Annotated in this window: 13 protein-coding genes; 9 read left to right on the plus strand and 4 right to left on the minus strand. The window is 59.8% G+C overall.

Features of this window, described 5'->3' with window-relative positions:
* Positions 1 to 47 precede the first annotated feature (47 nt).
* From HMPREF2890_RS06320 to HMPREF2890_RS06340, 5 genes are read left to right on the plus strand one after another with little or no spacing between them, the layout of a single operon-like run.
* Positions 48 to 1,184, plus strand: coding sequence for a glycosyltransferase (locus tag HMPREF2890_RS06320; RefSeq protein WP_148130700.1), 1,137 nt, complete (start codon positions 48 to 50; stop codon positions 1,182 to 1,184).
* 1 nt (position 1,185) lies between these two features.
* Entirely contained in the window at positions 1,186 to 2,016 is an 831-nt protein-coding gene (locus tag HMPREF2890_RS06325; RefSeq protein ID WP_070466685.1) for a glycosyltransferase family 2 protein, read from the plus strand.
* Positions 2,013 to 2,855: a glycosyltransferase family 2 protein gene (locus HMPREF2890_RS06330; RefSeq protein WP_070466689.1), complete on the plus strand. Its 843-nt coding sequence runs from the start codon at positions 2,013 to 2,015 to the stop codon at positions 2,853 to 2,855. Before HMPREF2890_RS06325 ends, HMPREF2890_RS06330 begins: the two co-directional genes overlap by 4 nt.
* Entirely contained in the window at positions 2,852 to 3,676 is an 825-nt protein-coding gene (locus HMPREF2890_RS06335) for a glycosyltransferase family 2 protein (protein WP_070466696.1), read from the plus strand. Before HMPREF2890_RS06330 ends, HMPREF2890_RS06335 begins: the two co-directional genes overlap by 4 nt.
* Complete coding sequence (locus tag HMPREF2890_RS06340) at positions 3,673 to 4,476, plus strand: glycosyltransferase family 2 protein (protein ID WP_070466699.1); 804 nt, start codon at positions 3,673 to 3,675, stop codon at positions 4,474 to 4,476. Before HMPREF2890_RS06335 ends, HMPREF2890_RS06340 begins: the two co-directional genes overlap by 4 nt.
* 8 nt (positions 4,477 to 4,484) lie before the next feature.
* On the opposite strand, the gene xerD is transcribed toward HMPREF2890_RS06340, so the two are convergent.
* The 4 genes from xerD to HMPREF2890_RS06360 are packed head-to-tail and all read right to left on the minus strand — an operon-like array spanning position 4,485 to position 7,445.
* Positions 4,485 to 5,390 (minus strand): site-specific tyrosine recombinase XerD, encoded by a 906-nt coding sequence (gene xerD, locus HMPREF2890_RS06345; protein ID WP_070466702.1) that lies wholly within the window; start codon positions 5,388 to 5,390, stop codon positions 4,485 to 4,487.
* Entirely contained in the window at positions 5,387 to 6,103 is a 717-nt protein-coding gene (locus HMPREF2890_RS06350; protein WP_070466705.1) for a ComF family protein, read from the minus strand. Before HMPREF2890_RS06350 ends, xerD begins: the two co-directional genes overlap by 4 nt.
* Positions 6,091 to 6,609 (minus strand): regulatory protein RecX, encoded by a 519-nt coding sequence (locus HMPREF2890_RS06355; RefSeq protein ID WP_083289846.1) that lies wholly within the window; start codon positions 6,607 to 6,609, stop codon positions 6,091 to 6,093. Before HMPREF2890_RS06355 ends, HMPREF2890_RS06350 begins: the two co-directional genes overlap by 13 nt.
* The gene (locus HMPREF2890_RS06360) at positions 6,606 to 7,445 is read right to left on the minus strand and encodes a N5-glutamine methyltransferase family protein (protein WP_070466708.1); all 840 of its coding nucleotides are present in this window, start codon (positions 7,443 to 7,445) and stop codon (positions 6,606 to 6,608) included. Before HMPREF2890_RS06360 ends, HMPREF2890_RS06355 begins: the two co-directional genes overlap by 4 nt.
* Before the next feature lie 34 nt (positions 7,446 to 7,479).
* Here HMPREF2890_RS06360 and ribD point away from each other — a divergent pair, with 34 nt between their 5' ends.
* From ribD to HMPREF2890_RS06385, 4 genes are all read left to right on the plus strand, one after another.
* Positions 7,480 to 8,463 (plus strand): bifunctional diaminohydroxyphosphoribosylaminopyrimidine deaminase/5-amino-6-(5-phosphoribosylamino)uracil reductase RibD, encoded by a 984-nt coding sequence (gene ribD, locus HMPREF2890_RS06365; protein ID WP_070466711.1) that lies wholly within the window; start codon positions 7,480 to 7,482, stop codon positions 8,461 to 8,463.
* A 376-nt stretch (positions 8,464 to 8,839) separates the two neighbouring features.
* Positions 8,840 to 9,883, plus strand: a complete 1,044-nt coding sequence (locus HMPREF2890_RS06375) for a hypothetical protein (protein ID WP_148130702.1) — start codon at positions 8,840 to 8,842, stop codon at positions 9,881 to 9,883.
* 65 nt (positions 9,884 to 9,948) lie between these two features.
* Positions 9,949 to 10,971, plus strand: coding sequence for a phosphate acetyltransferase (gene pta / locus HMPREF2890_RS06380; protein ID WP_070466721.1), 1,023 nt, complete (start codon positions 9,949 to 9,951; stop codon positions 10,969 to 10,971).
* A gap of 9 nt (positions 10,972 to 10,980) precedes the next feature.
* Positions 10,981 to 12,189 carry an acetate/propionate family kinase gene (locus tag HMPREF2890_RS06385; protein WP_070466725.1) on the plus strand — a complete coding sequence of 403 codons (1,209 nt, stop codon included), beginning with the start codon at positions 10,981 to 10,983 and terminating at the stop codon, positions 12,187 to 12,189.
* Positions 12,190 to 12,457 lie beyond the last annotated feature (268 nt).

The raw sequence follows: 12,457 nt of genomic DNA on the forward strand, positions 1-12,457 counted from the left end.
TCTCGGTAATTATGAGTAACTTGCACCAAAAGTCAGAGTAGAGAGTTTTGAATATAGCGTTTGTCAATTGGTGGACCTTCAATACGGTCATGGGCGGGATCGAAGCGGTCGGTGCCCGAGTTGCCCGTGCGCTTACCGCCCGGGGGCACCACGTCTGTCTGGCAGCCGTGGAGGAGGGCTATCCCTCGGTAGAGGGATTTGAGAACCTCCTTCTGCCGGATAAGCAGCGTATTCGCTCCAAGGCTAACTTTGATGCATTGGTGGAGTACTTCGGAGTCCACGACGTCGATGTGATCGTCTGCCACAATGCCTACCGCCGTCGGCTGGCACTGCTTCTCGCCGAGGTGGCCGACCGACTGGGGGCAAGACTTGTCTTTGAGATCCACACCGATCCGACGATGTACAAGTTTAAGCGCCGGACACCTCCTTTCCTCCACCGGGCGGAGTACCTCTTCCGGCGCCACAAGGCTCTCCGACAGTGGCGGCTCATCTCGAGAGTCGGCGATGCGATCGTGCTTCTCTCGCCCTCCTATGTACCGATCTTTAGAGACCTGGTAGGTAACGCTTCGGAGGGCAAGCTGATCAGTATCTCCAATCCCAACACCTACGACCCGACCGAAATACCGGCAGAGCTTCCTAAGGAGAAAATGCTCCTCTATGTGGGACGCTTCGACTACGGTCAGAAGCGAACCGACCGCCTGCTGGATGTGTGGGGGATGATACAGGATCGCTTCCCGGACTGGTCGCTTTACATCGTGGGAGGGGGAAACGAGCGGGTGGAGCGTGACCTGAGGAGGCGGGCGGAGACACTCCATCTGGAGAGGATCCACTTCGAGGGCGTGCGCTCCCCGCAGCCCTACCTAAGCCGCTCTGCGGTCCTGGTCTCCTCGAGCAGCTACGAGGGATTGCCCCTCGTGATCCTCGAGGCGCTTCAGTATGGCGTGGTGCCGATCGCCTTCGACAGCTATGCCGCTTTCAGGGATGTCACCGATGAGGGGCGGCTGGGGGTGATGGTTCCCCCCTTTGACCTCAGAGCATACGCTGAGAGCCTCTCCCGACTGATGGAGGACGATGCCGGGCGGGAGGAGATGTCGCGGGCCGGCAGAGAGTGGTCGCACCGGTACGACATAGATGCGATCACCGATGAGTGGGAGCGCTTCCTGACACAGATTTTATCAGAGTAGTATGAGTCCCTTAGTCACTGTGGTGATCCCCTGCTATAATGGGGCAAAGGTGGTGGGGCGCTGTCTCTCCGCCCTCGAGAGGCAGAGCTATAGTCCCATGGAGGTGCTACTGATCGATGACGCCAGTACGGATGAGACGGCTGATGCGGTGGCGAAGTATCCCTTTGTGAAACTGCTGCGCAACGAGACCAATCGGGGTGTCTCCTACACACGCAACAGAGGCATCGAAGAGGCGAAGGGGAAGTATCTCCACTTCCTCGACGTCGACGATGAGGTGAGCAGCAACTTCTATGAGGCGATGGTTCGGCGCGCAGAGCAGACCGGGGCAGACGTCACCGCTTGTAGCTTCGTCTACCAGTATGTGCCGGAGAAGTCTCAGATCTTCCGCACCCCTCGGGTCTACACAGGGACGATGGACAAGCTTCGGGTCACCTATGTCTGCAAGATAGGTGTGGTCTGGAGATACCTCTTCCGCACCGACTTTATTCGCCGTCATGAGGATCTTCGATTCCCGGTCGGACGACTCGTGGAGGATCTGCCCTTTGCCGTCCGGGCACTCTTTTATGCCAATAAGGTGGCGACTGCTCCCCGGGCGGAGTATCTCTACCGCTACGAGGCGGACTCTCTGACGGAGTCGGACGATCCGGAGGTGAGGAGAGCCTTTGCCGAGGGATATGATCTTGCGGAGGAGGATGTCAAGACCTTCCTCGCTGCACACGGGGTGCATCGCCGACCGGGACGAGACTCCCACCTCATCTCCTACTTCCTGCACAAGGTCTCCAATCGCCTACGCGGTGGTCAGACCGACCTGACAGAGCGACTGATGCGATGAGTGATACGATACGGATAGCCGCTGTGACGATGGCGCGTAACGACTCCTTCTTCCTCTCCCGATGGATCCGCTACTACGGACGAGAGCTGGGGTACGATCACCTCTATGTATACCTCGATGGGGAGGATCAGGAGATCCCAGTCGGCACACCGGAGGAGGTCCATATCACGAAACTGCCCCATCGGTCTCTCTCTCGCTCGGCAGGCGATAAGTATCGCATCGGACTCCTGACGAGACTAGCTCATCATCTGCTCGATGAGGGGTACGATCTGATCCTCGGGACCGACAGTGACGAATTCGTCGTGCCCGACCCTCGGACCGGTCTCTCTCTGAGGGAGTACCTCTCGGAGCACCGACCGGAGAGCCACGCTTCAGCTCTGGGACTTGACCTGGGACAGCGACTTGACGAAGAGGCTCCTCTGGATCCCGATCGCTCCCTCCTCGAGCAGCGTCGCTATGCCGTGCTAACCGCTCGCTACACTAAGAGCTGCATCCTCACCCGCCCTCTCGACTGGGGAAGCGGCTTCCACAGAGTGAGGGGGCACAACCTCCACATCCTTCCCGATCTCTACCTGATCCATGCCGGTTACTGCGACCTCGAGATGGTGAAAGCACGGCAGGGCGAGCGGGGTGTGGACTGGGGAAATCACCTCTCCCGACGTGCGAGGACCATTCACTTCACCTCCACCCGCACACCTATTGACGCAGATCGAATCCTGAGAAGGGCGCGCCGCCTACAGAGACTCTTTCGCCCCCTCTTTGCCTGGAATAAGCCACTCATGCCCGGTCGCAAGCGGGTAGTCAGGCTGCCCGAGCGCTTCAGATCCATAGATATATGACTCCACTCATCACCGTGATCATCCCCTGCTACAATGGGGCAAAGTATGTGCATCGCTGCCTCGACTCGATCCGGCGGCAGAGCTTCCGAGACCTAGAGGTGCTGCTGATCGACGACGGTAGTACGGATGACTCTGTCGCCCTCGCTGCGGAGTATACGGAGGTGACGGTGATCTCCAATGACTCAAATAGAGGCCTCGCCTACACCCGAAATAGAGGGATACAGCTGGCGCATGGGCGGTACGTCCACTTCCTCGATGTCGACGACCGGGTCAGCTCCGACTACTACCTCCGGATGGCAGAGTCAGCACAGGCTACCGGTGCGGATATCGTGATCGGCGGTGCGGTCTTCCAAGGGCGGTACTACCATAATCAGCGTTTCTCGCAGATCAAGACCTATACCGGGCGATCCAAGTACTGCATTACCTATCCCGGTCGCTGGGGCTACTCGGTGCTCTACCTCTTCCGCACCTCACTGCTACGGGAGCACCGGATCACCTTCCCCGAGGGACGCCTTATGGAGGATATCCCCTTTACCATCCGAGCTTTTTATTTCGCACAAAAGGTCTCCACCGCCATTGATGCCGAGTACCTCTACATCCGCAACGAGGGCTCGATCCTGACCACCCGGGACGAGGCTCATAAGCTGCGGCGGAGGAGAGACAGGCAATTGTCACGGGAGGAGGTTCGCCGATTTGCGGAGGAGAAGGGCGAGCGCATACCGGGGGTGAATGGCGGCTTCCTCCGCTTCGGACTCGAGTACCTCCGCCGCAGGCTCTTTGCCTCTCGTCAGACCGATCTTACAGAAGAACTCAAGCCATGAATCCCAAGCCACTTGTCACGATCATCATCCCCTGCTATAATGGCGAGAAGTACGTCGACCGCTGCCTCGACTGCATCCACGAGCAGGACTATGAGGAGCTGGAGGTGCTCTTCATCGACGACTGTAGCAGTGACGGCTCCGTAGAGAGGGCTTCGCGCCATCCCGGGGTGACCGTCCTCCGAAATGAGCAGAATGGTGGCAGCTCCTATACCCGCAACAGAGGGATCCGTGAGGCAAGGGGGAAGTACATCCACTTCTTCGACGTAGATGACCAGATCAGCAGTCACTTCTACGAGCGACTCGTAGAGGCGGCTGAGCGGAACGATGCCGATATGGCTTTCGCAGGTATGGTCAATGAGGCGGCACCGCAGTACACACAGCTCTTCACCAAGGAGCGGGTCTTCTCCGATGTGGAGGAGAAGATGCGCGCTACTTATGTCGGCAAGTGGGGCTACGCCTGGCGCTACCTGATCAGGACCGATCTTATCCGAGAGCACGAGCTCAGTTTCCCTCTCGGCCGATACTGCGAGGACCTGCCATTCTCCTTCCGAGCGGTCTACTACGCCGATCGCATCGTCACCGTCCCCGGTGCAGAGTACTTCTATAGGCGAAATGAGGGATCACTCCTGCTTGATCCGGATCGACACAAGGCGGTGCAGGCCGATCGACAGGAGATGATAGCAGATATCCGTCGCTTTGCGAGAGAGCACCACTTCCGTATCCCTGGGCTGGAGGTGGGGCGTCTACCGTATCTCCTTCGCAAGATCCGCTATCTCCTTTTTCCGCCAAGACGCGGCTGACGAGGGAATTACTTATTGCGGGGATGGTGGGTGAGGATCTCGTCGCGGAGTCCGGTCAGCTCGACGTGGGTGTAGATCTCCGTCGTGGCGATGTCGGCATGCCCGAGCATATCCCGGATGGCGGAGAGGGAGGCGCCGCCCTCCAGCAGGTGGGTGGCAAAGGAGTGGCGTAGGGTGTGCGGGGAGATGGGCTTCCGGATGCCGGCCTCCTTAGCCAGCTCCTTGATCACCATAAATACCATCTGCCTCGAGAGTGGCCGACCGAGACGGCTCAGGAAGAGGTAGTCCCGGCATCCGGGCTTCTCGTGGATCTCCTGCCGGATCGGGATGTAGTCCTCGATCCGCGCCACCGCCGTGTCGGACATCGGTATGAGCCGCTCCTTGCTCCCCTTCCCCATCACGCGGAGGTACTTATGCTCGAGGAAGATGTGCTCGTACTTTAGCTCGCAGCACTCGCTGACCCGCAGCCCGCAGCTGTAGAGTAGCTCCAGCATGGCAGCATTGCGCACGCCGTGAGCCGTACTCAGGTCGATGCTGTCAATCAGCCGGTCGATCTCCTCCACCGTCAGCACCTCCGGCAGGCGCCGTCCGATCCGCGGTACCTCCAGCAGGTCGGTCGGATTGGCAGGGATGATCTCCTCGGCGAAGAGGTACCGGTAGAAAGATCTCACCCCGCTCACCACCCGTGCCATGCTCCGGGCATCAAGTCCCAGGTCGGCGAGGTAGGCAAGGAAGTGCTCCAGGTCGGGGTAGGTGAGCTGTAGCACCTCCAGTCTCCGGTCAGCGGCATACTCGTAGAGGTGCTTGAGGTCAAAGGTGTAGCTCTGGATCGTATTGGAGCTCAGGTTTCGTCCCAGTGTGAGGTACTGCCGGAAGTCCTCCACCAGCTCAGGTAGTTTCTGCTCGTCCGTCATATCGTCCTTTCGCCACAGGCGAGGGTGTAGTAGGAGACACTCTCGGCGCCCGCCTCCATCAGTGCCAAGGCGCAGGCGGAGAGGGTCGCACCGGTCGTCAGCACGTCATCGATGATCAGGATCCTTCGGCGAGAGACCTTGTCGGGATCGGGGACGTAAAAAGCCTCCCGCATCGATGCCCACCGCGCCTCTCGCCCTCTGTGGGTCTGGGTGCCGGTGCTGTCGCGTCTGGCGAGGAGCGTCTCGTCAAGGCGGATGCCGAGGACACCCGTCAGTCCGCGGGCGATGTAAGCCGACTGGTTGTAGCCACGCCGGCGGAGGCGCCTCGGTGTGAGGGGAACCGGTACCGCCACCCCTATGTCGGCAAAGTGTCCCGCCCTGAGGTGCTCCGGGGCGAAGAGCCGCCCCAGTCGCTCTCCCAGCTCGGGATGACCCTCGTACTTGATCGTATGGATAAGGTCTCGCACGGGATTGTGGTGCGAGAAGCCGAGGTCGCTCCGGTACTCGGTGAAGGGGGCGTGTCCCTCGATCCGCTTCTCCGCATCGTAGAGCGCCTCCGATCCCGGGTAGCGGGCCAGGAGGTCGAGACAGGCGGGGCAGATCATCAGTCGGTCAGCGGATAGCCGCTCACCACAGACGAGACAGTAGTGAGGGAAGAGCGTGCTGCTCAGCTCCATCGCCGCCACGCTGAGCCACTCTGCTACTCGTACCATCGCTCCTCGTCCCCGCTCTCCACCGTGAGGTCCATCTCCCGCAGCACCTCCTCGGTGATCTCTGAGGGGTAGCCTCGCCCATAGGCTGCGGTCATCAGCCGTCCGCGGAGGTCGTAGGCGGACTTCGCCTTCTTGCGGTATCGCTCGAGCTTCGGCGCCAGGTAGCGCTCGAGGAGGTCGATCCACTTAGAGTCAGGGATCGCCGCCAGCTCACGCTCTATCGCCTCCTCGGAGACCCCCTTGTCCCGCAGCTCTCGCCTTAGCATAAAGGGTCCCTTGCCGAGGAGCTCCGTCTTGTCCGCCACGAAGTGCCGCACATACCGCTCCTCATCGATGAAGTGCTGTGACCTCAGCCACTCCAGTATCTGCTCCACCTCCTCGGCGGAGATGGGCTCGAGAGACCACTTGTAGAGCTTGTCGGTCACCTCTTTCGCCGACCGCTCCGCCTTGGCGCAGTAGGCACCCGCCTTTGTCAGCAGCCGCTTCTGCTCCTTCTCATCGATCATCCCTTCTCTGCAAATAAGAATCGCCTCTCCCTCCTGTATCCGTAGCCAAAGGTGACCTCGTACTCCCTCTTGTGGAAAAGCTCCTCAAGGCGCACGGCGGCAAGAGGATTGATCTCCAGAGCGTACCGAGGGGCTGGGCAACGACTGAGGATCGCCTCGTAGAAGAGTGCCGGCTCATCGTCCGGGACGAAGAGTGCCTCCGCCGGCTCCCGCTCCGTCACGTGCGGTGCCATCTCCCGGCGCTCCCGCTCGAGGATGTAGGGCGGGTTGCTCACCACGAGATCCACAGGGTGGGGAAGGGCAAAGGTGTTGATGAGCAGGTCGGCCCGCAGCACGGATACCTGATCGGAGAGCCCGAGGGACTCAGTATTTTGCCGCGCCAGCCGGACAGCATCCGGGCTGACGTCTATGGCGGTGACACGGATCTCAGGGTGGCGGTGGGCAAGGAGAAGGGCGATGGCACCGGTGCCGGTGCCGAGGTCTGCCACCCGCTCATCACCTACGAGCCAGCCTCGTTGGTCGATGAGGTCGCAGAGGAGTGCCGTCTCCGGGCGGGGAATGAGTACTCCGGGGGCGGTCGCAAGGGTCAGCTCCCCGAAGTCGGCACGACCGAGGATGTACTGCAGTGGCTCATGCTCCAAGAGCCGATCAGTGTAGTCCGTGAGGGTCTCGATCTCCTTTTTCGTAAGTTTGTAGTCGGAGAGGATCATCTCAGGGTAGCCCCTCCCCGTCACTTCCTCGAGGAGACGACGGGAGAGACCGATCGCCTCGCGTCGGTCGGTGTAGTAGCTCGCGAGACGGTCTGCGATATGGCGACTATGCGACTGGATATCCATCTGTAGCAAATATACAAGCATTTTTCCTAATGAAATGATGAGTGACGAGAGATATATGTGGCGAGCCATCGATCTCGCTCGCCGTGCAGAGCTGCAGGCTGTCTGCCCCAATCCCCGGGTCGGTGCGGTGCTGGTCTGGCAGGATAGGGTCATCGGTGAGGGGTATCATCAGCGGTGTGGAGAGGGGCATGCGGAGGTGAATTGTCTCGGCTCTGTCGCCCCCGAGGACGAGTCGAAGATCCCCGACAGCACACTCTACGTCACTCTCGAGCCCTGCTCTCATCAGGGGCGGACTCCCTCCTGCGCCCGTATGCTGATCTCAAGAGGCATCCGGCGGGTGGTCGTCGGCTGCCTTGATCCCAATCCTCTCGTCTCCGGACGGGGGATCAGCCTCCTGCGCCAGTCCGGCATTGAGGTCTCCACCGGCTGCCTCGAGGAGCAGTGCCGGCAGGTGGCGCGTGTTTTCCTCACCAATCAGGAGCAGGGAAGGCCCTACATCATACTGAAGTGGGCGGAGTCAGCGGATCACTTCCTCGATAGGCTTCGGCAAAGTCCGGAAGAGCGCCCGGTCGCCTTCTCCACACCCCATACGCGCATGCTGGTCCATCGGCTCCGGAGTTGCTGTAGCGGGATTGTGGTCGGAAGGAGGACCCTCGAGCTGGACCGGCCGTCGCTCACCAATCGCTACTGGCCGCTCTCGCCCTACTCGCCGAAGCGCTTTCTCCTCTCCTCGCAGGAGGTTGACCTGGAGCCCGGCTGGGAGCTGCTCCGCAGCGTCTCGCCGGAGAGTATGTCCTACCTCCTGATGGAGAATGTCACCTCGCTGCTCGTCGAGGGTGGGGTAGAGACGCTGCGAGCCTTTCTGGAGGCGGACCTCTGGGATGAGATCTACGTGGAGCGGGTGCCGGATGTGACGCTCGGAGAGGGGGTGAGGGCTCCGTCGCTGGACGCACTGACCCCTGACCGAGAGCTTGTGAGGGACGGGCATCACCTTTACAGATACCGCAGATGGGCGTGATAGGATTTTCCCTGTGTTTGGCGGGTATACCGGTATATGACTTTGCTAATTGAATGATAGAGTAACCTTATTGTTATAAGTGTTTTATGAATTGGCGACCTTTATTTCCTCTGGTCATTGGTCTTTTGGGGCTTGTCCTGTACATCTCTAACTTGATCGAGCTGGAGAGAAAGAAAGACACATACCAAAATCCTCCTTATGTATCTGCGCGTCGAAGGGAGATCTATCTCTGGATTGTGATCTTCTCCTATCTTTTCATTGATAACATCTGTCCGGTTTGGGGACTGCTTTTCAATACGTAGACTAAGGAGTAGTTGAGGGCATCCGCACCTCGCTCGTATTTATGCGAGGTGCGGATGCTCTTACCATATTTTTTATGATCCTCCATTACTTCAATCCCGGGTACGAGCTCTCCGCTAAGCGGGGACAGGCTCACTATACGCCGACGAAACCCGTCCGGCAGTTGCGGCATGACCTTGCCACCCTGCCGATCTACTACGCTGCGGAGGGTGAGGGGGTGCTGGTGCCGCAGGACCTCCCTACGGAGCTGCGGACGGAGCAAATGGTCAGCCGGGCGGAGACGGTCGACCGGATTGTGCCGTGGGGGGCGGCTCCGGAAGTGCCGGGGATCGGGTATGACCCGCTTGAGATGCGCCGGCTAGCGAGTCGGGAGCGGTCACTGGAGTTGTGGAAAAAACTGTACGAGCCGTCGCTCTTCGGTCCTATGATGCCGCCTCGACGCATCTCGGAGGAGAGCGAAGTGCCAAAGGAGGGACGCTGGGTCGCCAAGCTCGACTTCAGCAGCTCCGGTCGTGGGGTCTTCTTCCCGAGATCCATACCGGAGCTTTGTGAGCTGCTCCGGAGGCATCAGGAGCTCTACCTGGAGCCGTGGCTCGATCGGGTGGCAGACCGAGGGTACGAGTTTGTCCGCCACCCTGATGGCGGGATCGAGTACGTGGGTGTCCATCTCTTCACCACCGGTCAGGGTCGCTATGGCGCCAGTCTCGTTGCTCCTCAAGCGGTGGTGCTGGAGCAACTCCGCCGTCAGCCTACCACGCCCACGCACGAGGAGTATGTGGCACACCTGCTGGAGCGACTGCGAGGCTACGACTTCCACGGCTACACCGGTCCCTTCGGTATCGACACTGTGGTATGGAGGGATGGCGACCACCTACGGCTCGCCCCCTCTGTGGAGATCAATCTCCGCCGGACGATGGGGCACGTCGCCCTCGAGCTGTCGCGGCGATATGCCGAGCCGAGCGGCCGGACCTACCTCTACGAGATCACCTCCCCGCAGGGTCTCACCGGCCTCCCCCTCTACCTCACCGGGTCACTCCTAAGGCACGCCCCCACGCTGCTCACCCCGCTCCTCCCCTCCACCCGATTTGCCGCTCTCCTCCGTCCCGACCCGAAGTGGTAAAAAATGGTTACTTTTGCCCAGCCAGACAGAAAAAATCATTACAATCAATACGTTCATCATATCCTATGAAACTACTGGAGTCTATTGCCGAGAAGGCAAAGAAAAATGTCATGTCGATCGTCTTCCCCGAGGGCGAGGAGGAGCGGACGCTTAAAGGCGTCGATATGCTCCTTAGGGACAAGATCCTCACGCCTATCCTGATCGGCGACCCGGAAGTGATCCGGAGGAAGTCCGAGGAGCTCGGGCTGGAGCACATCCATGAGGCTCAGATCGTTTGCCCCAAGAGCAACCCCAAGAAGCAGGAGTACGCAGACCTCCTCTACGATCTCCGCAAGCATAAGGGCATGACCCCCGAGCAGGCACTCGCCAAGGCTGAGGACCCGCTCTTCCTCGGCTGCCTTATGATCAAGAGTGGCGACGCCGATGGCGAGGTATCCGGTGCGATCCACTCCACCGGTGACACCATCCGCCCCGCCCTGCAGATCCTCCGCACCGCGCCCGGAGTCAAGGCTGTGAGCGGTAGCTTCATCATCCAGATGAATGACCAGATCACGCCCAAGTACGGCTCCGACGGCCTCTTCGTCTTTGCCGACTGCGGCGTCATGATCTCGCCGAATAAGGAGCAGCTCGCTCAGATCGCCATCTCCTCCGCCGAGACCGCACAGTCTGTCCTCGGTATGGATCCCAAGATCGCCTTCACCTCCTTCTCCACCAAAGGCAGTGCCAAGGACGAGAAGGTCGACCTCATGGTCGAGGCTATGGAGTACACCCGCGAGATCGCTCCCGAGCTGAAGATCGACGGCGAGCTCCAGATCGATGCCGCCCTCGATCCCACTGTCGCTGAGCTCAAGGCTCCCGGTAGCGAGGTGGCTGGTCACGCCAATGTCCTCGTCTTCCCCGACCTCCAGGTGGGCAACATCGCCTACAAGATCGCACAGCGTATCGGTGGTGCCACCGCCATCGGCCCGATCCTGCAGGGTCTCGATGGTGCTGTCAACGACCTCTCCCGCGGATGCTCCCCCATGGACATCTACTACCTCGCTGCTGTCACCGCCCTCCAGGCCGCTCATCGTAAGTCTCAGAAGTAATATCAGGATATGAAGGTTTTAGTCCTCAATTGCGGCAGCTCGTCTGCCAAGTTTCAGCTCATCGACACCGAGTCGGAGCAGGTGATGATCAAGGGGAATGCTGAGCGCATCGGTGACAAGGAGTCGTTCCTCAAGGTCAAGACCCCGGACGGCAAGTCCAATACCATCGAGCAGTACTTCCGCGATCACACCCAGGCGGTGGAGCTGATCCTCAAGCAGCTCACCGACCCGCAGTACCACTGCATCTCCAGCCTTGATGAGATCGGCGCTGTCGGTCACCGCGTCCTGCACGGTGGCTCCGTCTTCACGAAGAGCTGTCTCGTCACCCCCGAGGTGATTGAGGGGATCAAGAGGTGCATCCCCCTCGGGCCACTGCACAACCCCGCCAACCTCAAGGGTATCGACGCTGTCTCACAGGTCCTGCCCAAGGCTCCCCAGGTGGTAGTCTTCGACACCTCCTTCCATCAGACGATGCCGGCGAAGTCCTACATGTACGCCATCCCTCGCCGCTTCTACGACGAGTATCAGATCCGTCGCTACGGCTTCCACGGCACCAGCCACCGCTACGTCAGCCACCGCACCTGTGAGATCCTCGGGCTTGATCCCGATCACAATCGCCTCATCTCCTGCCACATCGGCAACGGAGGCTCTATCTGCGCTGTCAAGGATGGCAAGTGCATCGATACCACGATGGGGCTCACCCCGCTGGAGGGACTGATGATGGGTACCCGCTCGGGGGACATCGACCCGGCTGCAGTCCTCTATATCATGAAGAAGGAGGGACTCACTCCCGACCAGATGGACCACCTGCTCAATAAGGAGTCCGGCGTCCTCGGTGTCACCGGCAAGTCGAGCGACATGCGCGACATCGAGGCCGGTGTGGCTGCAGGCGACAAGGACTGCATCCTCGCCCTTGCGATGTACGATCAGCGCATCAAGAAGTACGTCGGAGCCTACCTCGCTGAGCTCGGTGGTGCCGATGCGATCATCTTCACCGGTGGTGTGGGAGAGAATCAGGCCATCACCCGCGAGACCGTCTGCTCCGGTATGGAGTTCTGCGGCATCAAGCTCGATAAGGAGCTCAATGCCAAGGTCCACGGCACCGAGACCGTCATCTCTGCACCAGACAGCAAGGTCAAGGTGATCGTCGTGCCGACCAACGAGGAGCTGGTCATCGCACGCGACACCGTTGCCATCGTCACAGGCAAGATGAAGTAAAAGTGCACTAATAGTGACTCAAAGGGTCCCCACAGTCGTACCGGCTGTGGGGACCCTTTTTTTTGCTCTGAAGGTAACAGGTCGGAGCCCGGTCCTAAGGGAAAAATCTAATACCGATATTAGAATCACCTAATATCGGTATTAGGCTAAACTAATATCGGTATTAGACGCGACTAATATCGGTATTAGACAAGCGCCTGTCTTCTCCTGAAAATAGTTGACATGGTTGAGGGTCATTTTGCTGATAAAGTTGACTCATGTGCCTGAG

It is taken from the genome of Porphyromonas sp. HMSC065F10, assembly GCF_001808555.1.
Lineage (GTDB): Bacteria > Bacteroidota > Bacteroidia > Bacteroidales > Porphyromonadaceae > Porphyromonas_A.